Consider the following 21,369-nt stretch of genomic DNA (forward strand, 5'->3'; position numbering starts at 1 on the left):
CCTCCTATTTCTTCTTCTTGCTAAATAGGCTAGTCACCCAGTTTATAATCTTGGATACCGTGCCCTCTTGGTTCTGATTACTCAGCGCTTCCGTTATCGCCTCCGGCGTCGTGCCATATTCCTTCGCAACCTGCGCACGTATCGCTTCCCCTCTAGGCGTTAACCATATAGAACGAGCCTGGGCAACATCCCCATTTGCGCGCGCCAGTATGTCAGCAGCCGCTTTCATCGCCCCGGATCTCACTGGGTCATCTTTAGTGTGGATAGTAGCTTTCGGGGAAACCCATTCGGGTGGGGTCTTGCCTTGCATCGCTGCCGCTATATTCTGAGCGACGTTAGCCGAGAATACCTCTGGGTCAGGGATTTCTTCGCCTTTGCTTTTCATATATAATTGGACCTTTGGGTCACCGTATTGCGCATTCCATATTTTCAGTCCAAAGTCCATAAGCTCCTTCATGTTTATTGGCTGCCCGGAGCTTACCTTGGTCTGGAGGTTTTTCAATGTTTGGGCGGCAATTTTGGCATTGTTCTCGGCTTCTTGCACTCTAGCGTCCTTCGTCTTCATGCTGACATACGCTTCGTCAAAGGAGATTTTCGCCTTATTAGCCGTTATCGCAGCTTCATTCTTCAAATTCTCTGGGAGGAACTTGAGAATCAGATCTTGCTCCGTCGCTTTCCCTTCCGCGATCCTGGTATTGGCAGCTTGTTCGCGAATCCTAAGCCCCTTGGTAGCCTCCGCGACCTCGGCTTCTGCCGCCGAGATCTTTGCCCCACTTTTGGCTTTCTCGGACTCGGCCCTTAGTTGGTCTATGAGATCTTGCATAGTGGTTACGGCTACTTGAGCGTTAACCCCTGCTGTGGTGGCATTGGCCGCGGCAGTGTCTGCTTCTGCCCCTGCAGTCCTAATGACGTCATCCTTGGTGGCCTCATCAATGTCTGCCTTCACGTTTGCACTTCTTGCCCCAGCCTCTTTGGTCGCCACCTCAAGGTCAATCGCACCCGGCTGGTGCCCATGCGCTATCAGCCAATCGTCTACATATTTCCTGATATACGTGTCATATGCCGTTGCGTCGTTACTTAAATCAAGACCCTTTTTCTGTGCCTCTTTGATCGCAATATCAAGGTCGATCGCTCCTGGAGCATAGCCTTTATCTTCCAGCCATTTGTCTATCTTTTTTTGCTGTTCGAAAGCGTAACTTTTGGTCTGGTTATCTAGCTCTTTCCCTGCTACCTCCAGCTCAGCCCCCTTAATTCTTGCGCCTTCAGTGGCGTTCGCAACCCTCGCGTCTGACCCAGCGATCTCTGCGTTGGCTTTTGCCGTTGCCGTCTCGTAGGGGGCCAGTTCCTTGGAGTGCTCCAGATTAAACAATATAGTGTCAAGTTCTGCCTTCAGCCTCGGTTCGCGGGTTTGGTTCTCGATAATCGCCGCCTTCACATCTTCCCATGCCTTCTGGACCTCAAGCGGTCCTAGCTCTTTGGCATGCTCCAAATTGTATTTCAGTGATGCAAGGTTTGTACGAAGTGTATCGTCGAGATATTTGTTCTCTGTGATCAGACGATTCAGTTCTTGAACCGCTGATAGATTCGCGATCCTCTTGCCCTCAGTTTCTAGCTTAGCCCCCTCAATTCTTGCCTTTTCGGTGGCCTCCGCAACCCTCGCGTCTGACCCAGCGATCTCTGCGTTGGCTTTTGCCGTTGCCGTTTCAGATGGAGCTAGCTCTTTGGCGTGTTCAAGATTAAATGTCCCTGTGTCAAGTTGCAGCTTAAGCTGCGGTTCAAGGTATTTGCCTCGCGTGAGTAGTTGATTAAGCTCTTCCGCCGCAGTTTTATTGGCGGTCTGCTTCCCTTCAACATCTAGCGCGATCCCATTAGGTCCTAACCCCAGTTTGTCATAATAATCTTGCATGCTCTTTTTAAGACCAAGATCAAACCTTGCCCCTTCATTACTCAGTCCCTGTCCCGTTACTTGTTCGCCTAATAGCTTATTAGATAGTTCTAACCTCGTGGGCAGGTATTGTCTCTCAATTCCCCATTTATCCTGCTCGCGGACCTCCTGCCCCTTGACCGCCGCAGTATTAGCTTCCGTGTTAGCTATACCGGTCTCCTGGGCCTTTACTATCAGGTCGATCATCTCCGGGCCATAACCATGGTCTTTAAGCCACTGTCTTTTGTCTGATTCATTCATATTCTTGATCGCTTGAAACGCATTCGCTAGTTTTATGCCTTCTACAGTAGCCTGAGATTGCGGCAATGTCACTTCATTAAATATCTTTTCCTGAAGTTCCTGCGCGCGCCTTCGCAATTCTTCATCCTTAGCTTGCTGCAATTGCGCCCTATACTGGTTATACCCTTGCAGGAACCCCTGCAACAAAGGTCCCAAACCTATCGCCATACAGACCCCTCCCCCTTACATCTTGAACCCTGGGAAGGCGTTCGGGAACATCATCGGAAGCCACATTCCGGCTAACCCGCCCAGACCACTCCAGAAGTCGCTCTGGTTTTGCATCGAGTTCTGGTATTGAGCCAGCTGTCCCTGGAACTGCAGGTTGCTGCCGGGTTGCATGGCTGCGAATAGCTGCATTGCTTGCTCAATAGGTATCTGTGCGGCCTGCTGCTGTCGTATCCATTCCTGGTAGGGGGCTAATACCCCCTGCTGCGCCTGCGCCTGTTCAGCTTGCGCTAAGTTCCACAACTGACCTAACCCGGCATCCTGATATTGTCTCTGGACATTCCCCAGCTGCTGGCCCATCGCCATCGCATTGGCTATGTCCTCCCTCGTCATCTGGGAGCCCTGGATGGCTATGTCTCGCGCGAGTTCCCTGATCTGCTGCCCTTCCTGCTCACCCAGCTTCTGCTGCGCGCCAGTGAGGAGTCCAGACTGGTATAAACCCCTTCGCGCATAGTCCTCAGCTTGCCGGTTCCGGGCCTCATTGAAATATTGGGACACCCTATCCTTAGCCCGGCCCCATAGCGCATCCTCCAGCTCATTGGACATGGCGTTATATCCAGGTTGCAACCGCTGGTTGATGAGGTTCTGGATCCGGTTCTCGATGTCCGTCAATCCGGTGCCGGTCCGGCCCATGATAGCCTCGCGCATCCGCTGCCAACTCTGGGTAGGGCCTGCGGTCAATGGCCCCTGATATGACGCAGGAGGTTTGCCTATCTGGTTCTGGATGTATGGCATAAGCGTGCCTAATAGCTGTTGCTGTTGTGGTGAGTATGAAAACTGTGGGGGTTTTGGCGTTGGCCTTGTGGCGCCAAAAAGCCCGATACCCCCCATAATCGTCGGTATCAACCATGGAGGCATGTTATCACATCCTTCCGTTGCATTATCGAGACTACGATGGCTGTACCCTTACCCACGCGCCGCCCGAACGCGCGTAGAGGTAGGTCGCACCTGTGAAGGCAAATAAAAAAACGGCCTAAGCCGTTCAGGAATATCCGTCAATTGAAATTCATACTTCACTTAGCTTCAAGCACGGCAACCCGCGCCTGCAAGTTCTCCACCTTCGCGTTAAGCTCCTTAATTACCTCCACTTGCACTTAAAGGTTCGAGTCTCATATAGTCGTCCAGTTTCCTACGGAAGCTGAAAGCCCAGAGATTTCGCCCATTCGATAAGAGCATCCAACTTCTTGCTCGGTGGAAACACGGCTGTGCTGGGGCTAGGCGGTTTAAGATTGCGTCTAACAACCCACCGATCACCTGCCCTAGCTGCTTCAGCAACCTCCAGCGGAATTTCCTCTGCTTCAACAGCAAGTTCACCTCTGGACCGTAGGTCTTGCTCGTCTGGTTTACCACTACACGTAGCCACAACACACCCAGTTGATGTATTTATCACATACCACATAGGTCAACACCTCAACTAAGGCTTTTTAATTCCCAAGATCCAGTAGCGCACCCGACAGTTTGCATCGGACTTCCATACGCCGCCATCCATACGATAGAGGGTGACAGTACGCCCACTCCAGTCAATACGAAAACCCCCGAAGTCTAGTGTGGTCTCTGGGTCGACAGCATAAATCCACTCTGCTCCCCACAAGCACTCCGCTTCAGTAAATCCGGAAGGAAGGGGAATCGTGCCAGACTGAGAAATGGTGCCTGTAAGCCACGCTATGTTAGCGTTACCCGCGTGCCAAACGGAGAAACTATTTTTCATTAGGTTGGTACACTCAATATTCAGAGTGCCACCACCAGACACACCGTTACCACCGCTTGCTATAATACGAGAGTCATAATCAACAACTGCTGCGCCGGTGTGAAAATCAATGTATGAAAGCGAGGCTACCCCATCTGTCCGGCCCAGCTCTATCCCGGTATTGGCAGAAACCCCTTTGATTCGTAGTTGCCCTGCATTGGGGGAAGCCCCCTCATTCCCTCGAATTGTCAGCGGCCCACTATAAGCTGTGTTCGGAGCCTTATATAATTCTAGCCATCCGATCACCGTCTCAGTAGGCGTCACCGTCCCGTAGTAATTACAGATGATTATGAGGTCGAAAAACTTCGCTTCAGGATCAAACTTGTTAGGATTGCCTTCCGTCGTGGCGTTGTAGCCAGAGATAATGCCCTCAGCATAGTATACAGAGCCAGCAGGAATGGAAACATTTGAGGCACCGAAGTAGTTATATGACATAGCCAGGTCGGTGGAGAGTTCGTTATAGTTCTCATCGAGCGATACAGCCCCAATAAAGAAGGTTCCGTCGCCGCTCTTCTTCTTGACTTTGGCCCGCACGAAGTAGAGACTCTCCGGATCAACCGGCATTCGCACTCGCACTTTAATCCAGTTGCTGATACCGGAGACGAGCACGCCACGGTCCGCTGCGCTATAAACCGGCATTCCCGCCGAGGCGGCGTAAATGAGCGGGGTCCAGTCTTCGTTTCCGAGGATCAACGCAGGAATATGCTCTAGCCTCTCGTAGACCGGCACATTCTTGATGGACAGCTCCCCACTCATCGCGCCCCCAGTGGTGGGCACAGCGTCTGCCTGGTTCGCCGGCACCTTGCCGTTGCTATCAAGCGTTGCGACACCATTGGGCTGGCCCTTCTCGGTGGAGGGGATGGAGGCGTTTATGCCTCGCACAAGCTCCACAACCTGACGCTCTAAGTTTGGGTCAGAAAAGCGTGCCACTTTGTTGGCCATGAGATCAACTCCTTAGAATCGCCAGCGGTAGGATAGGCCCCAATACTGCGGGAAACCATACGTCTTGGAAAATCCATTGTTCTTTGCCACATTCGCTAGAGCCGACAATGCCCATGCGCCAAGTAAAAGCGTGGATAGCGGCGGCTCCATGTATTGCGTCATCAACTCCGTCATGTCGCCCAGGAAACGAAAATACGGTTCTCGCAACTCTGGTCTGCTTGCGACGATCGGATTCACCTCATAAACGGGAAACCCGTTAGGGCTTCTAACGGGTTTCTGTTTGGTGCCGTCTATCCAGTGCTGGGTCTGTAACTTGTCGGTATAGAGTGCAGACTGGGCGATTAAATTCAAAATAGGATTTAGCGCTGCTGGCATATCTATTCCCGATGTCTGCAGCACCGATCACCCCTTCAGGATTTATTCGCTAGCCTCTTAAGTGCCTGATTGAGTATCAGCATATTGGCTCGCTGGATGGCAATCTCATTAAGATGCTTCTTTGCATAATCATGGACGCTGGTTCCATCCATACGTACGAAACCGGTCTCTTGCGGCGCGTGCGGCTGAAAATAGATTACATTATTAGTCGCGGTGTCACGAATCAAATAAATCTCCGCATTTGGGTCTACGTCACTTCTAGCTAGCATCGTCTTCGCAGACACTCCATTTATGTCACTCTTCTTGTCCCAAACCTCATATTTGAACTTGCTTTTCTCTTCGGCCTCAATCGCGGACTGATCAATACCAGCTAGGGCAGCCTGGGCTTCTGTGATAGTGACCACTCGTCCTTGCCTTGCCAGCACATTTACGATGAAATCTGGGCTAATCGCCATAATCATAGCCTCCTCGCATAAATTCTCGCATGAATTAGCTATCTGGGGTGTACTCTTGGACGTTTGCCAGGTAGATGCTATCTGCATAACCTCCAAACGCATAGATTTTGCCATTTTTCCCTACTGCGATACAGCCAGGCATCCCAGATACGGGTATTTGTGCCTTTACTGCCCATGTATTTGTATTTGGATCGTATTCCTCAGTGGCGGAAGGGCTGATTTTATATACCTTTCCATTTCCAGGAGACGCTGCGTCGCAATCTCCACTTGTAGGAGCGGGGGCTTTTGCTGTCCAGGTATTAGTCGCTGGGTCATATTCTTCATTAGCGTTAGAGGGAGTGGGCATGAGCACACTACCAGTGGAGCCTCCAACGGCATATATTTTACCATTTCCAGGTGAGGCTGCACCTAAACTGCGCCGTGCTGTGAGCATATTAGCCTTTTGCGTCCATGTATCCGTCACTACGTCATATTCAAGAGTGTAACCATTGGGAGAAGGCGTTCTAGCATTCACATCCCAACCCCCGATTGAATATATTTTGCCATTACCTAGCGATACTGCGGCTGCTAATTCTTGTGGCCCAGGCATATCCGATATTTGGGTCCAAGAATTTGTTGCAGGATTATATTCATAATTATGGCTATAATCATCAGGGTCTTCTCCTCCAATTGAGTATACCTTGCCATTCCCAGGTGAAGCTGCCGCATGGCCGCTTAAAGACAGAGGCATCGATGCTTTCGTCGTCCAGGTATTCGACATAATGTCGTATTCCTCATTGGCGTTAACGTTATAAGGAGAAACGCCATTATAGCCTCCGAATACATATATCTTATTATTCCCTGGAGATGCCGCTGCCGCCCCATTTCGTGCGGTCGGCATTGGTGCCCTAGCTACCCATGTATTCGTCGCCCATAGTCTCTTCCATATTCCTGAGATGTTTACCCAGGCCTCTTTCGCCAGTTTCCATGCTCCAGCTACATTTATATAAGGCTTGCCTTCACTCCAAACCCCACCTGCATTTACATATATCGGCACCGTAATTCCCCCTCACGCATAAACAATCCATACATCTCCATCTGCGCCGCCCGATGGAGGTGCAGTTGATATGGTGATTTTCCGCAATCCCGGGGTGTTAGATGGAGTCACATCTAATCCGTCTACTTTATCGGCATTAACGGCGCTTGTCACGGCAGATGTTATATCATTACCGCTATGCTGATGCGCACTTGGAGGGTAGCTCTCAGGCTTATTTGCTATGTTAGCAAAGTCCACAGGAGGAGCATCCGTTCCGGCGCTTCCGGCATGTGTATGAGCATTATATGCATCTCTTAGTGCATAAAAGTCTGCCATCACTTCATCCGCATCATGTGGATGGGTTGGACCATTCTGCAGAATATTCGGCAGCGTAACCGGCATAAAGATCACCCTTTCAATTGTCGTTTCGGACGATAGAAAATACTCATAGACGTTATACCGGAATCCGATACGTCATCATTCATTCGAATATTGAATTGCGCCGCCCGACCTATTACACCCTGAGGAAAACTCTGAATTAGCCTAATTGGGACAGCGGCATTCCATGTCCCGCCATCTCCCCACGTCCCACCATCTCCCCAGCATCCGAGACCTTGTGTGGATTGCACATTTATCGTGCCTGCCACAGCCCCATAGTCGATTACATAATCGACAGCGACAGCAGGCCCAGATTTCTTCTGACCAATAGCCAATCGTCGCCACATTTTGGCGTGGCCTGGCATCCCGAATATATCCTGCTTGCTTTTCCAATAAGCCGAAATGTTTGTCCCGTCATCCGTCGTTCCGGTTTCAAGCCAGTATAACTGTCCTTGATCTTCACATCCCACAAGGAATTCTCCGGAATCTACTCGACCATCTAACACAGCTGCTGCCCCAACAGAAAAGGCCCGGACATCTCGCGTCCAGACCCCTGTCTTCAAGTCGAGAATATATGCCTCTGTATTCTGGGTTCCCCCGAATGGCGTCATGAACAACCAGTATTCATTTTGTCTTACCACTCCTACGGCAGCCGATGGCCTGGGGCTCTTGCGAATCAGTGTGTCTATCCCGCTCCCGTCCGGTCTGGAGGATAGCTTAGTCAGACTACCACCATCATACGAGTACACTCCGTCCTGGGCAAGCCATATGACTGATGTTCCATAATGCGCTATCGTCTTGGGGGCGACACACCCCACGGAGAATAGTTTCCTTATTTGCACGTTACTTGTGGCAGGATCAAAACTGTCGCCATAAACCATAAATGTAGAGCGATTCTTGAATACCAATAACCCTACTGGCAACACAGCAAGCCCGGTTATGACATCGCCATCGTCGGTCGCTATCCTAGCGAAATTGAAGGCATCCCATGTCGCAGGGTCTCCGAGGTTAGACCACCAGACGAAACTCTGCATGTCCGGCCCGACATTAGCTACAAATATCCGCTCCATATAATCAGCTATATACTTGCCCTTCCTGGCGTTCGCCAGGTCAGTTATCGTCGCGCCGTCATACTGCATTACCGGATCTATGCCGTTCGTGATATAGCACTTATCCAACCAGACAGTAAAGGTAAAGTCAGATGCGGCATTGAGACCGGATTTGATTGCCGCTCCAATCGTGCCGTCTTTTGCTCCGGTATAGAGATACCCGCCCCAAGTTATCATGATCTTTCTTGTGTCGTCGGCCTTGTAATACGGGTAGATGCCCCTCACTGCGTCTGCACCTAAACTAGCGACATTATACTTGGTGCATCCTAACCGTCGCATAATGCTGCCGCTGCCGAACCTGACATTCGCGCAGTCGGGGGTGGCACCATCGGGTAGGGCATAGGGATCTGTATCTGTATCTAACCCCTTGGAGAAGTTGGCTATTTCTTTGACCATTTCCTCAGACATCGCAACTACCTCCGCTCAATCCCCATGCGGTCAGGCATCCTCCGTAGAGTGTTGGCCCGGCGTTCAGCGCAGGCTCTATCATAGGCCGCCATGAACACGGGCGCACGTTCATCGCCTTTTACCGAAAGGACATTAGCCAGGGCCAGATTGACAGCAGCCTCGCACCATTCGTCGGTAAGGTCCACGGCCGAATTCAAGGAGTCAATCGCTATTGCGGCAGGCCGTTTCAGGTAGTAGATCCTGAGCGTCCCTGTTTCTGCCGGCGTGGGATACAGCCAGATCTCATCCGCGAATACCCCGAAGGCATATGGCATTCCGGATGCAGCCTCGGAGTCAAGTATGGTTGAGATCGCATGTTCGGTGAGTCGTTTCCCGTCATACTCGGCATGCAATATCCTCATGCAATCCGTCGGTATTTGGTATTTCTGCACACCTTCGAAAGTATTGATATTCGCCGAGTCTACAAGGCACTTGGTTCTTGCGACCAGAGCATTCTGCGCCGCGTTCAATTCCTGAATAAGATAGGAGTCGGTGAAGTTATCCGGGCACACCTCCCGGAGCCTGTCTCTCATCAATGATAGAATCTGTTTTCCTGTCATTGCGTTAGCGTCACCGCTTTCTCCCCAGCCATTTTGATAGACAGCGCATCGGTCCATCCCTGGCGAATGATCTGGAACGCGCGTTCGTAGCTCTGTTCAAGCGCCGCAGTTGGTTTATCCACCTTCTGCATAGCTAAGATCTGGGCGTAGAGTACGATCAGAGCATGGTATTCGACGGGGATTTCGCTTATATCAGCGTCAGCCGTGAGGTCTGAAAGTCTCTTGAAATACCACAATTTTGCCGTCCCGGCTGCTGTCGGTGTCGGAAAGACCGATATCTGCTTTCCCCATTGATGGTAGAAGGGCTGTGCTGCGGATGGCGTGTGGTTCACATTGGTTTCAAGCGCGCCCAATTTGGTCACATCCACTGCTTGCGCCTGAACATTGTTTATTGTCACACGCATGATTTTGCGGACATCGGCGGGTAAGTCATAGTCTTGAGTTCCAGACACCAAACTTATGTCACCTGTCTTGCCGAACCAGACAGAGGATATATTGTCTAGCCTGCAGGCAACGTCCTGCTGTCCCAGGTTGAGCCAGGATTTGAGCTCAATATCGGTATACTTGTCTGGCGCAACGTCGCCTATCCTGGACCTTAAGTCAGAAAGCATTTGTTGAAATGTCATGCTTTTACACCCACATTCGCGGCTGCGACACCCTCCCGGTAGAGCCCGAGGAGCGCGCCCGCCTCGTTGTATTTCTCGTCCTTCTGAAGGGCGATGGAACAGGCGTAGAGCACAAGGAGTTCATGCAATGTCACCGGGAATAATGGGATATCCGCATCAGCAACAAGCTGCGTCGGACGTTTAACATACCAAATCTGAATTGCTGTGCCGTCTACCGCTGGGATGGGTCGCACGTTGATTCTGCCGCTCCACTCGTAGAAAAATGGCTGCGCTGATGACGGCGCATAATTGAGATTGCGGCTGAAGGCTTCAATCATTTCCGGCGTGGCTTTCATGCAGGTGACACCGGAGAGACGCACCATCCGCGTCCTCACCCAGTCAGCGGGAAGCGCATAACTCTCGACGCCTGCGCTGGAGATGCGGTTGTCAAGGACGCACAGCGCAGGGATGCTCTCATCCCGCAGTACCTCAACGAGATTGTCCTGGGCGAGGTTTAACCATCTATTCCATTCCGCGTCCGTAAAATATTCGGTCCCTGGCTCTGAGAGCCGAGACCGACATTCTGCCCTAAGTTCCGCGAGGGTCACATGACCCACCCCCTTAATCCCAAACCGCTAGTCCCGCTGTGCCAACCGGCCTACCTTTTTCGCTTTCTGTTTTTGCGCTCGGGCAGCTTTGATATGCTGGGAGTGTGCCTTTCCCACTCCTCAAACTCCCTCTTCGAGATCTCCCCACGCTCCGCCATCGCCGCGAACTTACGCATTTGAGCCTTCGACTTGAATGGCATCGTCGGTCCTCCCTTTGCACGCCCTCATATGCAAGGCAAGCGCCCCAGCGTTGGCGAATTGCCTACCGCATTTAGGACACGTAGCCACGTTGTCCTTATCCACCGGCCCGCCATCCGGCGCTGCCATAGCGGACAATATCTCTGCAGCAACTGCCTTCGGGTCTTTGTCCTCCCAGAAGTCAACCCCGAATGCAGGATTTGCCTTGAGCATTTCTGCAAGCTCTACATCATCGGTCTCGAATTTACCATCCTTGAATTTCGCGACCTTGCCATAATTCAGCATGACCTGCCCGTCTATCATCTGCGAGTAATGTGGTTTCAACTGGACTGTGTATCCGCTATACCGCGAGTAAAACTTCGGCATATGATCCACCCCTCATATAGATTTAGGGAGCGGGATTCCTCCCGCCCCCATTCTGATTATCCGGTGACGCCCTTGAGGACCGCATGGGTTTCCTCTAGTTTGACCTGCCAGCCAGCTTCCGTCATGAACATATCTTGTTCGATGTCCATTCCGGATTCCTGGACATTGGTGAGTAGCTTCGTATCCCTGCCTCGCAGTGGACGATACGCAACATTCTCGAAGTCCACGACAATGGCATAGCCACCAAACACATCCCCGGTAAGCAGCTCATCCTGCGCGAGCAGGAGAGTCCCAAACGGGGTGAGGTATTTCTGCACACTCACGCCGTATGTTTCCTCTCCGCTGGCGGTCTGTAGCTTATTCTTGGAGAACGAGTTTATCACCGCTAGCACTAAAGGCGAACACAGCATGAGTTTCTTCTTGGAACCACGGTAGAACGCCATTGGAACGAATTCCTTATCGAAATTCGCTTCAGTGAGCACCCCTCCAGCGTTATATACATTCGTCTTTATTGCCTCTAGGATACCGCCCGTGGTGCGGATTATCTGGTCACCAGCGACATACTCCTTCTTCTGGCCGAATATCCCAGCATACTCGATCTTCTTCTTGTGTTCGCGATTGAAGATCATCCGCTGATGGGACAGTTCCTTTGGCCCGCGCTGCTCGGACGCGATCACCGTTCCGGTTGCGCCGATGATGGTCTTGAAAATCTGGGTGTAGTTATACTGCTTCACTGGTTCACGGAACTTCTGAGCAGGCTTCCCAGAGCCTTCAGGCATGGCGTTATCCAGGATCATGAGGTAATCGTTATCCTGGATAGCCGCTGCAGAAACGGTTCCGAATCCGCGTATGACAGTCAGCGTGTTGGTACCTGTATCGACGGCAGTTACCAGGACGATCTCTCCGGTCCGCTCGATCAACACGCGATCATACGGCGCGAAATAGGAAGCATGATCGACTACTAGGTTGACAGCGGCAGGGTCATAACCGACAGCGTTATTGATCTGGTCCCTAACAGCGCCTTCCGCTTCCTCGAACCAGTTATACTCTGGGTCTACTGTAGGTTTCCTCTGCGATTTCCCAGTAAACTGGAGCAAGGGTGCTATGTCTGGCCAGGAGTTGTATATTTCCTCCGACCAATCGACTATATACCGATCCGGATGTAGACCGTATGTTCCTTTAGTTGATCTTACTGTCATGGTGCTTTCCCCTCCTTACGAGTTAAAAGCCACCTCCCCGCGCCTTCCAGGCTTCACGGACACCTTGGATAATCTGCTCTTGCGGGGAAAGTGGACCTTGCATTCCTGATCTGCCTCCGCTGCCTGCAACCGCTGAAGCTGCCTTAGCCGCCATCGCTGATGTAGCTGCGTCTGCCCCGGCATTGCGAGCCAGGATTACCGCGTCTTCGGCATACTGCGCCTTAGCGGCGAGGTATGCGATCTTCCAGCCGGCGTCGCCATACTGCCTGAGTTCTGGGACATACTGCATGATCTGCTTTACCGCGCCCTCGATATGTCCGAAATCAGGATCGGAGCGGAATTGGCTCAATACAGCCTCATCCCTCATGCTCTGCAACTGTTTTTCTAGTGGGGTTAGCCGTTGCGCTATGGCGGCTTCCATGAGCATTAGCTGGGTCTGTAATGGATTGTCATAGAAGCTCTGCAAATACTTCTCATTTAGTTCTTTTGGGTCAATCTGCGGCGCAGCCTGTGCCGGTTGCATAGGCATCTGAGGCATCTGTTGCGGCACTTGAGGTATCATCTGCGGGTATCCCTGCGCGGGGTATCCCGTATTCCCTAGTCCAGGGATCGGGGCCTGCGCCCGATACTTCGAGAGTTCCTCTCCTTGCCGGCTGATTAACCGCTGAGATTCAATGTAGGCCCTCTCTAGTTCTTCCGGTGACGCATACTTTCCAGCGTATTTCCTTGGCTGTGGCTGTTCCGTTGTTTCGCCAGCATCACCGGCTTCGGCGGGTGTCCCCTCTGGGGCCGCCATATCATTGGTTTCGTCTACCTGGTTCTCGGCCTCGGCTGACTCGTATCCTGCATCCTGTGCCGGGGAGCCGCCTTGGGTTTCGAGATCATCCATCGTAGTAGCCTCCTTTGTGTAAATGAAAAAGCGCCCCTTGCGGAGCGCCTTCTCTGCGCGATTAGATTAGAAACGGATTATATGCCCACCTGTTCTATCTGTTCGGTCTTGGCCTTGCGCTTCCACTCCTCCACTTTACCTAAGAGGGTCTGGAGCGCATGGAACTGGCCGCGCGCGAACTCTACCCTGTCATGATCTCCTCTTATCAAGCTGTATGCGATAACATTGCAGTAACTCTCAATCCATGCCTTTATCACGCCCCATCCTTCCGTTTGCGCGATATTGGCTACTTTTTGCGCATCATCCTTATCCTTGTCACTGGACAACCTCACCACCTCCCTCCACCGGCATCTGACCTCCAGGTGCTATCGGCGGTCCTTCCGGTGGCACCGGTCCTCCCGCCATAGGCGGGGCTGGCGAGCCGGGAGGTGTCGGACCCGCCAGCAGTTGAGGAGGTATTATCTGCGCTAATTGCACTTGGCGTAAGATGTCAAATATCTGCTTATTGAGTATCCTATCGGCGTCTTTGATCTCGAACGCCTCATAGATGTCTTTGATCATCTCATACTCATCAACACCAGGATGACCTTTGACGATACCATACAGCGTGGTGAGGGCCGTCTGTTTCATCTGTTTATTCGCGAGAGGCTCTACAGCACTCCCTGCAGGTTCAAGGTCATACTGGCCCGCAATGTCCTCCGGCCTAACAGGCACCCAGTTGAATCCCTCGTTCTCGGTGATGCGCAGGACGCGGTCCTCTGAAATGAACTGCTGGTCCAGCATAAGGAAAAACTCCGCTATCTTGCGGAGTCCTTCGCGCTCCATGCGCCTAATCTTATGCCGGAATCGTATCTCTGCAACCTCCTGGAGGCTCACAACCTCCGTGGCTGTCGCCCGTCGCGGAGCAGACTGGCCCCTTGCGAAGTCATAGACACCCAGGCTGCGCTGGATGTCCTGTTTGATGATTTGCTCCTCGTTGTAGCTTGACGCGGATACATCCATCATCTCAAGCGGCTCCACATCCGTCATAGAGTTGACCTCGACGAACCCTCCTGGCCGACTCACCAGCTGGTCTGGGTCAATATCCGCGCCCCGTAGTATCTTCCACATGCGGTTGATTATCAAGGATACATTATCAATGCGCTGGTTGCGGGTCGTGTTCAGTTCGGCCTGGAGGTATTTAATAACCTCCACCTCACCGATCCCATAAAACTCATGCGGGACAATCACATCCCGAATGGCCACAAACGGCTTACGCCCATGCCAGTACGGGTTCGGCTCGTCCCGTATCACGACAGAACGGTTGGCGACCGTGACGATGCGGTCGTCCTCCCAGTACTCGAGCAACTCGACGGGCTTGGCGTCCTCGTCATACTGCTCGCCCGATCCGAGTCCGACGACCGATAGCCGCTCCCGCTGTGGGGGGCTGGTGCCGTCATTCTCGCCCTCTGCAATGGCGGCGATGTTGTGATAGATACCCTGCCTCTCAGCCTCAAGCAGCTCATCCATGTCGGCGCGGGAGCGATGGATGACATACCGCGCCTGGTCAATGCTTGTCGCGTCGGGGTCAATCCAGAAATCCATAAGATCAATCGGTTCGAAGGTCGGATCGTCATATAAGACGATCGGCACCTCGACCGTCCTCCAACCAACACGAACGCGGAGGAGCGGGATCTGCACTGGCTGACGCCGCTTGGTGACCTTAGTCTGGACCCGCCAGCGGACCTTGCCTATGGCCGTGCCGTATATAAGACACTCCTTGACCATCTGTTCAAACCGGTCAACCAGCTCCGACCGGTCGAATTGATAGTCCAACAACATCTCTGCCGGTTTGGTCTTCTTTACATCCTCCGGCCCGCGTGGGAGGACCGTCACGACAGGCGATGCCTGGAATATCGCCTCGATGATACGCGGGACGATAGTCTCAACGGCGCTAAACGTCTCAGGGATAAATAGATTGGCCCTCCCATCTACCTTTTGTTTGTCTACAAATGACCGGTAGAGCCGATAATACTCGCGCCACCCATCAACCCTGTGCGCCCGGTCATCGTCGGCTCGCTGAAACCGTCGCATAACCATATCGAGAGTGCGTTTGTCATCTGAAGCGTTCAGGTCAGCTCCTTCGCCCCCAGGCGGCATAGGCAGCGCCATTCAATCACCACCTCATCAATACCCTGTATATGGATCGTGTTCGACTGCCTTTGGCTCCCGTGTCCGCTTCGGAGCCACGCGGGACAGTAGGCCATATCGCAGCGCGTCATATAAATGGTCCTCAGCGTCCGTATCGACGTCCTCGGGGTGCGTCTCGTCATGCGGCAGCTCTGGCAGTGTGCGTATCAGCTCGGTGCAAGTCGAAAAGACCACAAGGTCCGGGACGCCGCCCTTGCGGACCCGTAACATCTCGTGGACCTTGGCTAGACCCTGCATCCTATCGTTGTCTGCCTTTTGGAACACTGCGCCCCCCTTGGCAAGGCTCTCCGCGATCGTCGGCCCCTCGTGGCCCGCCTTCGACCAGCAGGCCGGATCAGCATAACCGAGATGGACAACCTCTCCAGCACGCCTCTCTACCTCTGCAATACGCCGGCCTACCTCCTCGGCATCGAGCCTGACTCCTGTATCCGGTTCGCCTGGAACGCAACCGTAAAGCTCACGGTAGACAACCGTCATACCCGCAGGGTCCTTCGCGAACCAGAGGACCGCAAATGGCTTTGCGTAACCCCAGTCCAGGCTCCTCCACCTGCGCCAGCCTGGGGGGATAGCGAATGGCTCGATGACATGTATCGCATAACGCCACTCGGTGAAGACCTGCCCGGCGAAGATGTTCCAGTCACCATCCATGAGCGCCTTGCGTGTGTGTTCCGGCAGCTCCATCAGCCGCGCTAGGTAGCCAGGGTCGGCCTGCATCAGTATCTGATTATCCTCCAGCTTGGCAGGTACAAAACAACGACGCCTGGGTGTAATCCCAAGCGCCGCCTCTTCGACTGTCTGTGGCGCCGCCCAGATCGTCTCGGGCGGTGCAGGATCAATCCATCGTCGTTTTACCCATCCGTGCCCTGGCCCGCCAGGGTTGGTGCCACCCGCCATTTTCGGCCTCACCCGGGGGTCCGTGGTCCGGTTTCGCGAGAGCAAGTAGAGATACTGGCCCTCCTGGAAATGTGTCAGCTCGTCAAATACGATAAGCGCAAACTCAGCAGATTGGTATCGTATCTCATCTCCAGATCGGTCGAGAGACCCGAACTGCAAGACAGAACCATTGGCAAACTGCCAACGATGCTTAGTCTCATTATAGGTAGCCCACTTCGCCGGGATAAGCTGCTTCGAGCGGGGGATCGGCTTCTGCTCCAGCTCGGGAAACGTCCGGCGTAGGAACAGCGTCCACACGCCCGGGTATAGCCGACAATACGTGATGCAGGCGATTAGCAAGGCATCAGTCTTACCACCGCCAGCCGCCCCGCCGTAAAGGATCTCATCTGGCCCTTGGGGATCGAGTAGCATTTGCAAAAATGTCTCCTGCCGGGGCTGAGCCTGCCAGACTCTACGTTTGCTCTGGCTTTGAGGTTGTGACATCCTTGCCTCCGATTATGATGGTGAGGCCATCATCCCCGGCAGATAGCTCGTTGGCGACACGCTCCTTATATTTATCCGGCAACGCGCCCTTGAGGAGGAAAATCAGAAGCGTGTCGCTGTAACGCCTCACCGTCCCGCATACCTGACCTTGGTAGTAAACAGGCTCTTCGACCCCTTCGACTGCTCGACGGCGAGCCTCAGCTTCGAGGCGATCAGCAGCCTCTTTCTTGGCGACCTCAAAAGCCTCAGCATACTCAGGATCCTGCATCCAATCATAATGCGTATTGCGATTGATCCCCGCGATCTCAGCGGCCTGCGTTAGATTTCCGACCTGGCCGAAGGCGGCCAGGAATGCTCGCTTTTTAGGGTGCTGTATTTCGCTGGCCACTCCTGGCACCTCCCATCACAACTGGCGGAGGGAGTAGGATTCGAACCCACGAGGGTCGTAAGACCCTGACGGTTTTCAAAACCGCTGCGATCAACCGCTCTGCCACCCCTCCGGCAAAAACTAAAGCCCCGGATTGCTCCGGGGCCATCTCTATCCTCAAAATACCTCTGGTACCAGTATATCACGCCGCTGTCAATGCATACGCGTCATATGCGTATCAAATATGCGCCAAATTCGAGTCACATAACAATTGTGCGCACTTAACCATTACGCCATTCTTAACCCGCCTAACCGTGGTCCGTGATAGCCCCCACTGTCGAGCGATCTCTGCTATGCTAAACCCCTTGAAATAGCGTTGTACCACGAATTCATACTCTCGCTTGTTTAACGCCAGCAGACACGCCTCGCACATGGCAATGGAATTTGAGATAGTAGCCAGCTCCATGCGCATGATGGTCTCGCTCTCGACAGGACTGCCGGAGCGGGATGTCCCATCGACCTTTACCCAGCCTGCATGCATTTCAGCCAGCAATATCTCCAGGACAGCTTTCCGTGCGCACCAGCGCGGATACTGTCGGAACATGCGTTCCACGGCCTTACGCCGCTGCTTGCCTATATCGCCCGTCTGTATTTGCTCCATGTTGCCTTCCACAGCCGCCTCCGGTCCGCGCGGGACAGCCGGCGTATATACTTTGCCGCCGCCAGCTTTGGCTTCGGCGCAAAGCTCGATACTACGCGCCGTATCACATCGACGATCCATGCCATCATCTATGCCTCCTCTCGTATGCTCTAATCGCCGCCTCGACCTCTTGCCGCCGCTCCCTGTCTGCCCACGACTTGCACTCACCCAGCTCGTTGCGCCAGGGATCGCGCCGATCGCGGAACACTATGCACCCGCCCTCGATCCCGTTAGACTGCCAGGCGCATCCCTGGCAATAATCGGGGGAGGGCCCTGGAACATCATTAGCCCACTGTGTCTGCACGATCGCGCCGCGTCGCCTGGTGTAGGCATCGTGTCGCATCAACTCCTTTAGCTCGCTCACATCTACCTCCCCCTTAAAACAGTGAGGCCGACCCAGCTCCGTCAGGAGCCGAATCGGCCTCGCGTTCTGCGCGTCAGCCTATCTCTATCTACCAACTGCCTTCGTTAGTTCAGCGGTGTCCGCCTTATAGGGATTATCGCCTACCCTATGATCCCCACACCAATCGTTATATGGATATACAACCGGATATCCGGCCATAGTTGGGGCGTGCCGTCTACAGCGCCCAATTCCCGGATTCTTCGGGGCATAATAAGCACACGAGGCACAACAGAAATCCGTCTTTCTATCCCATTTATCTAGCATAGATTTCCTCCCTAAACCTGGTATCCCTCAGTAATTCTGATCCGGACAGGCTTTCCGTCTTGGACAATGATCTCTACTACTCCATATCGCATGCCCCCGATTTTCTTTGCAAACCGCGTAATTTCGCGGATGATAGACTTCACCAGCTCTGGCACCAGCTCTTGGATTAGAATCCCTCCTCTTTTGCCTCAAGTGGCGCCTTAATATAAACAACCACGGACGCTGAATCATAACCATCCAGACATTTAAGCACCCACGCTTTAGCTTCATCCAAAGCATTTAAGATCTCTTGTCGATTTCTAGGCCGATTCCCACCATCTCGACGTAGTTCCAGACTCATTTCCTTGTAACGCATTCAATGCCTCCTTCCATGTGTTTTACCCCCACCAATACTTATGCTGCAAATAGTGGGGGTTCTATCCGGTTTCTTTACGGCTTGATGGCTTCTACCTCACCGATGCCGTAGAATTCTTGTGGCGCCACCCACGTGGCACCTCCAGCACCGCGCCTCATAGCGTACGTTGCCATCATCCAACACCACCCTGGGTTCATCCCTACGCGCCGGGGCCCCATCGAGATGGAGACGCTGGGTGCATAAGGCGGGACTGCCACAGACGGCACATTTCCCTTTCCTGAGTATATCTACATCAGCGATATTGAGAAGGTCCCACGTCGTCTCCCAAAAATCTCCCTTGAAGTCATAATTTAACCCTGAACATAGAATGGTCCATCCCCACTCGCGCGCAGCCCGCTCCACAACGGGAATGATAGACCTATCAAAAAACTGCACCTCATCTATACCGATAGCAATTGGTTCCTTAATCTGTCCCTCACGGGCATGAAGATCAATAAATTCTCTCTCAAGATCCTCAACGGGATGAACAACAATCTCTCGACCATCATGTGTCTTCATTTTAGCGAGTTTAAATCTCCCAGATTTTGCAACCGTCGTAGGGACAATCACATTAGGGACATACGCAGTTCTCCGTTGATACTCCATCCTCATAAGCAATTCTGTCGTTTTCCCTGCACCCATTGGTCCCGAAATGACCTCTACACTACCAGGTATTTCAGACATTTATGATACCTCCTCAATCTCTATCACCACGCGCGGACGTTTAGGGTCCACTCCTGCTATCAATGATCCGTCCACGCACACGATATCCCGGTCGTTTGCGATTATCCCCGCCGCCTGGAGTATGTCATGTGTCGCCTGCATGAGTCCGACTAGGTCGGGCCAGGATCGGCGGTCGGGCATGTAATACTGTGCCGTCACCCGCACCGGCCCGGAGAACCGAGGGCCTTGATAGGCCCTCAGCTCCCGCAATGCGCTCTCCTCATACTCCTTATACGCCTTCGACGGGACCACAAACCGCTTGCCGCTCTTCCGATTTTGCCACACCTGCTGATGGTTCTTCTTCGTCACCGGTCTCCCTGGAATGACGATCTCAGCTCGCACAAAAGCCACCCCGCTCTCGCACCGCCGCCAACGACCGGGACACCTGCGCCTGGGAGCATCCCACTTTCGCGGCTATCGCCGTTTGCCCTAATCCTTTTGCCCGCAGACGCACAATCTCTGCGACGCGAGGATGGAGATCTGACACCGCCCGCGTCATGTCTACTTGGGTTGTGACGATGTCCTCCCAATCCTCATCCACCGCCAGGGTTTCACCAAGCGGAAGTTCCTCGCCATGCTTATTGACGGCTAGGGGCGCATCCAGCGATACAATTATCGCATCTCGCCGTCCATCTTTGCCCCGCCAGGGGCGAATAAGCTGACCATCTCGAAACGCTCGAAACATGAACCCCTCTATGTATGGCATCGCATATGTGGAAAAGGCAGTACCACGATCGGGATCGAAACGTCTCAATGCCTTCATACATCCGATCATACCCGACTGAAATAGATCCTCTTTCTCTATCCTGGCCGCCGCCAATTTCTCCGCCGCATTCCCAAAATGCCGCCAGTAACAGCTCCACACCAGATCGTGCATTTCCCCCGCCAGGGCCTCCAGAGCAGCAGAATCATGCTGCGCTCGTTTAATTGCTTCAAGATCAGATAACAACCTCTGCTGCATCTCTATACCCTCCTACGCTGTCGCAATGCGGTGATCCGGTCCATCTATGACCACGCCCTGGCACATGCCGGCTAAACGCGAAGCGATACGTGGTCCCAGGAGCTGCTCTATTTCTTCTAAACTGTTGTTTGATGTCAACACGGTCGGGAGCATCTCTTGATATCGCGCGTCGACCAGGAGGAATAGCTGCTCACGAACCCATTCCGTTATCTTCTCCGCGCCCAGATCGTCCAGAATCAGTAAATTCGCATTGGCATATCGTTCAAGTGCGATGTGGGCATTCTCGTCCCCGCGACTTATGGCAGCCCGGATCTCCCCCAGGACCTCCGGCACCTGCCGTATAACTACATCCCCTATGTTGACTTTTAGCGCCTCCCTCGCGATCGCAACCGCCAGGTGGGTTTTCCCGACTCCGCAAGGTCCGATGATGAGCAGACTCTTGTCACAAGGTAGGCTCTCGGCGTATTGCTGGGCCATTTTCAACGCGACGGATTGTGATGGCGTGGCGGGCACATACGTTTCAAACGAGCATCCCAAGAATCGTTGCCCTACACCGGCATCTTTGAGATACTCGCGTAATTGCCACTCTGCATATTTGGGGCAACTCTCCATATCAAGTTGCCCCAGCCGTACGGTCATTCGGCAGCC

The 21,369-nt window shown here is 53.1% G+C and carries 27 protein-coding genes and 1 tRNA gene; all 28 read right to left on the reverse strand.

Annotated elements, in window-relative coordinates:
- Positions 1-4: 4 nt before the first annotated feature.
- Positions 5-2,392: a hypothetical protein gene (locus tag HPY52_11020; protein NPV80790.1), complete on the reverse strand. Its 2,388-nt coding sequence runs from the start codon at positions 2,390-2,392 to the stop codon at positions 5-7.
- A 15-nt stretch (positions 2,393-2,407) separates the two neighbouring features.
- Positions 2,408-3,307: a hypothetical protein gene (locus HPY52_11025; GenBank protein ID NPV80791.1), complete on the reverse strand. Its 900-nt coding sequence runs from the start codon at positions 3,305-3,307 to the stop codon at positions 2,408-2,410.
- A 271-nt stretch (positions 3,308-3,578) separates the two neighbouring features.
- Entirely contained in the window at positions 3,579-3,848 is a 270-nt protein-coding gene (locus tag HPY52_11030) for a hypothetical protein (GenBank protein ID NPV80792.1), read from the reverse strand.
- A 15-nt stretch (positions 3,849-3,863) separates the two neighbouring features.
- Positions 3,864-5,138, reverse strand: a complete 1,275-nt coding sequence (locus tag HPY52_11035) for a hypothetical protein (protein ID NPV80793.1) — start codon at positions 5,136-5,138, stop codon at positions 3,864-3,866.
- Between the two features lie 12 nt (positions 5,139-5,150).
- Positions 5,151-5,537, reverse strand: coding sequence for a hypothetical protein (locus HPY52_11040; GenBank protein ID NPV80794.1), 387 nt, complete (start codon positions 5,535-5,537; stop codon positions 5,151-5,153).
- A gap of 11 nt (positions 5,538-5,548) precedes the next feature.
- The gene (locus HPY52_11045; protein NPV80795.1) at positions 5,549-5,968 is read right to left on the reverse strand and encodes a hypothetical protein; all 420 of its coding nucleotides are present in this window, start codon (positions 5,966-5,968) and stop codon (positions 5,549-5,551) included.
- 34 nt (positions 5,969-6,002) lie between these two features.
- Entirely contained in the window at positions 6,003-7,004 is a 1,002-nt protein-coding gene (locus tag HPY52_11050) for a hypothetical protein (protein NPV80796.1), read from the reverse strand.
- 12 nt (positions 7,005-7,016) lie between these two features.
- On the reverse strand, positions 7,017-7,394 hold the full coding sequence (locus HPY52_11055; GenBank protein ID NPV80797.1) for a hypothetical protein: 378 nt from the start codon (positions 7,392-7,394) through the stop codon (positions 7,017-7,019).
- Positions 7,391-8,878, reverse strand: a complete 1,488-nt coding sequence (locus HPY52_11060) for a hypothetical protein (protein ID NPV80798.1) — start codon at positions 8,876-8,878, stop codon at positions 7,391-7,393. Before HPY52_11060 ends, HPY52_11055 begins: the two co-directional genes overlap by 4 nt.
- A 5-nt stretch (positions 8,879-8,883) precedes the next feature.
- Positions 8,884-9,477, reverse strand: coding sequence for a hypothetical protein (locus HPY52_11065; GenBank protein ID NPV80799.1), 594 nt, complete (start codon positions 9,475-9,477; stop codon positions 8,884-8,886).
- Positions 9,474-10,103: a hypothetical protein gene (locus tag HPY52_11070; protein ID NPV80800.1), complete on the reverse strand. Its 630-nt coding sequence runs from the start codon at positions 10,101-10,103 to the stop codon at positions 9,474-9,476. Before HPY52_11070 ends, HPY52_11065 begins: the two co-directional genes overlap by 4 nt.
- Positions 10,100-10,690, reverse strand: coding sequence for a hypothetical protein (locus HPY52_11075; protein NPV80801.1), 591 nt, complete (start codon positions 10,688-10,690; stop codon positions 10,100-10,102). The genes HPY52_11070 and HPY52_11075 overlap by 4 nt, the downstream gene beginning before the upstream one ends.
- A 50-nt stretch (positions 10,691-10,740) precedes the next feature.
- On the reverse strand, positions 10,741-10,890 hold the full coding sequence (locus tag HPY52_11080) for a hypothetical protein (protein ID NPV80802.1): 150 nt from the start codon (positions 10,888-10,890) through the stop codon (positions 10,741-10,743).
- Positions 10,859-11,263, reverse strand: a complete 405-nt coding sequence (locus HPY52_11085) for a hypothetical protein (GenBank protein NPV80803.1) — start codon at positions 11,261-11,263, stop codon at positions 10,859-10,861. The genes HPY52_11080 and HPY52_11085 overlap by 32 nt, the downstream gene beginning before the upstream one ends.
- 47 nt (positions 11,264-11,310) lie before the next feature.
- Positions 11,311-12,453, reverse strand: coding sequence for a DUF5309 family protein (locus tag HPY52_11090; GenBank protein NPV80804.1), 1,143 nt, complete (start codon positions 12,451-12,453; stop codon positions 11,311-11,313).
- Positions 12,454-12,475: 22 nt separating this feature from the next.
- Positions 12,476-13,342 carry a hypothetical protein gene (locus HPY52_11095; GenBank protein ID NPV80805.1) on the reverse strand — a complete coding sequence of 289 codons (867 nt, stop codon included), beginning with the start codon at positions 13,340-13,342 and terminating at the stop codon, positions 12,476-12,478.
- 77 nt (positions 13,343-13,419) lie between these two features.
- Entirely contained in the window at positions 13,420-13,668 is a 249-nt protein-coding gene (locus HPY52_11100; GenBank protein NPV80806.1) for a hypothetical protein, read from the reverse strand.
- Positions 13,658-15,493, reverse strand: a complete 1,836-nt coding sequence (locus HPY52_11105) for a hypothetical protein (GenBank protein NPV80807.1) — start codon at positions 15,491-15,493, stop codon at positions 13,658-13,660. Before HPY52_11105 ends, HPY52_11100 begins: the two co-directional genes overlap by 11 nt.
- Positions 15,494-15,508: 15 nt before the next feature.
- On the reverse strand, positions 15,509-16,909 hold the full coding sequence (locus tag HPY52_11110) for a Terminase-like family protein (GenBank protein ID NPV80808.1): 1,401 nt from the start codon (positions 16,907-16,909) through the stop codon (positions 15,509-15,511).
- Entirely contained in the window at positions 16,878-17,297 is a 420-nt protein-coding gene (locus tag HPY52_11115; protein ID NPV80809.1) for a hypothetical protein, read from the reverse strand. Before HPY52_11115 ends, HPY52_11110 begins: the two co-directional genes overlap by 32 nt.
- 22 nt (positions 17,298-17,319) lie before the next feature.
- Positions 17,320-17,409 (reverse strand) — tRNA-Ser (locus tag HPY52_11120).
- 105 nt (positions 17,410-17,514) lie between these two features.
- Positions 17,515-18,144, reverse strand: a complete 630-nt coding sequence (locus HPY52_11125; GenBank protein ID NPV80810.1) for a helix-turn-helix domain-containing protein — start codon at positions 18,142-18,144, stop codon at positions 17,515-17,517.
- Positions 18,145-18,654: 510 nt separating this feature from the next.
- Complete coding sequence (locus HPY52_11130; protein ID NPV80811.1) at positions 18,655-18,816, reverse strand: DUF2292 domain-containing protein; 162 nt, start codon at positions 18,814-18,816, stop codon at positions 18,655-18,657.
- Entirely contained in the window at positions 18,810-18,998 is a 189-nt protein-coding gene (locus tag HPY52_11135; GenBank protein ID NPV80812.1) for a hypothetical protein, read from the reverse strand. The genes HPY52_11130 and HPY52_11135 overlap by 7 nt, the downstream gene beginning before the upstream one ends.
- 96 nt (positions 18,999-19,094) lie before the next feature.
- Complete coding sequence (locus HPY52_11140) at positions 19,095-19,721, reverse strand: thymidine kinase (GenBank protein NPV80813.1); 627 nt, start codon at positions 19,719-19,721, stop codon at positions 19,095-19,097.
- Positions 19,722-20,102: a RusA family crossover junction endodeoxyribonuclease gene (locus HPY52_11145; GenBank protein ID NPV80814.1), complete on the reverse strand. Its 381-nt coding sequence runs from the start codon at positions 20,100-20,102 to the stop codon at positions 19,722-19,724.
- The gene (locus HPY52_11150; protein ID NPV80815.1) at positions 20,092-20,721 is read right to left on the reverse strand and encodes a sigma-70 family RNA polymerase sigma factor; all 630 of its coding nucleotides are present in this window, start codon (positions 20,719-20,721) and stop codon (positions 20,092-20,094) included. Before HPY52_11150 ends, HPY52_11145 begins: the two co-directional genes overlap by 11 nt.
- Positions 20,722-20,733: 12 nt before the next feature.
- Positions 20,734-21,360, reverse strand: coding sequence for an ATP-binding protein (locus HPY52_11155; protein NPV80816.1), 627 nt, complete (start codon positions 21,358-21,360; stop codon positions 20,734-20,736).
- Between the last annotated feature and the right edge of the window lie 9 nt (positions 21,361-21,369).

It is taken from the genome of Bacillota bacterium, assembly GCA_013178415.1.
Lineage (GTDB): Bacteria > Bacillota > SHA-98 > Ch115 > Ch115 > Ch115.

Bases quoted from the DNA above. Each gene is read 5' to 3' on its own strand.
- HPY52_11095 (NPV80805.1), bottom strand. From the start codon at position 13,342: ATGGATGATCTCGAAACCCAAGGCGGCTCCCCGGCACAGGATGCAGGA.
- HPY52_11060 (NPV80798.1), bottom strand. From the start codon at position 8,878: ATGTCTGAGGAAATGGTCAAAGAAATAGCCAACTTCTCCAAGGGGTTA.
- HPY52_11025 (NPV80791.1), bottom strand. From the start codon at position 3,307: ATGCCTCCATGGTTGATACCGACGATTATGGGGGGTATCGGGCTTTTT.
- HPY52_11135 (NPV80812.1), bottom strand. From the start codon at position 18,998: ATGCGTTACAAGGAAATGAGTCTGGAACTACGTCGAGATGGTGGGAAT.
- HPY52_11035 (NPV80793.1), bottom strand. From the start codon at position 5,138: ATGGCCAACAAAGTGGCACGCTTTTCTGACCCAAACTTAGAGCGTCAG.
- HPY52_11065 (NPV80799.1), bottom strand. From the start codon at position 9,477: ATGACAGGAAAACAGATTCTATCATTGATGAGAGACAGGCTCCGGGAG.
- HPY52_11045 (NPV80795.1), bottom strand. From the start codon at position 5,968: ATGGCGATTAGCCCAGATTTCATCGTAAATGTGCTGGCAAGGCAAGGA.
- HPY52_11140 (NPV80813.1), bottom strand. From the start codon at position 19,721: ATGTCTGAAATACCTGGTAGTGTAGAGGTCATTTCGGGACCAATGGGT.
- HPY52_11080 (NPV80802.1), bottom strand. From the start codon at position 10,890: ATGCCATTCAAGTCGAAGGCTCAAATGCGTAAGTTCGCGGCGATGGCG.
- HPY52_11105 (NPV80807.1), bottom strand. From the start codon at position 15,493: ATGGCGCTGCCTATGCCGCCTGGGGGCGAAGGAGCTGACCTGAACGCT.
- HPY52_11155 (NPV80816.1), bottom strand. From the start codon at position 21,360: ATGACCGTACGGCTGGGGCAACTTGATATGGAGAGTTGCCCCAAATAT.
- HPY52_11070 (NPV80800.1), bottom strand. From the start codon at position 10,103: ATGACATTTCAACAAATGCTTTCTGACTTAAGGTCCAGGATAGGCGAC.
- HPY52_11020 (NPV80790.1), bottom strand. From the start codon at position 2,392: ATGGCGATAGGTTTGGGACCTTTGTTGCAGGGGTTCCTGCAAGGGTAT.
- HPY52_11030 (NPV80792.1), bottom strand. From the start codon at position 3,848: ATGTGGTATGTGATAAATACATCAACTGGGTGTGTTGTGGCTACGTGT.
- HPY52_11150 (NPV80815.1), bottom strand. From the start codon at position 20,721: ATGCAGCAGAGGTTGTTATCTGATCTTGAAGCAATTAAACGAGCGCAG.
- HPY52_11110 (NPV80808.1), bottom strand. From the start codon at position 16,909: ATGTCACAACCTCAAAGCCAGAGCAAACGTAGAGTCTGGCAGGCTCAG.
- HPY52_11090 (NPV80804.1), bottom strand. From the start codon at position 12,453: ATGACAGTAAGATCAACTAAAGGAACATACGGTCTACATCCGGATCGG.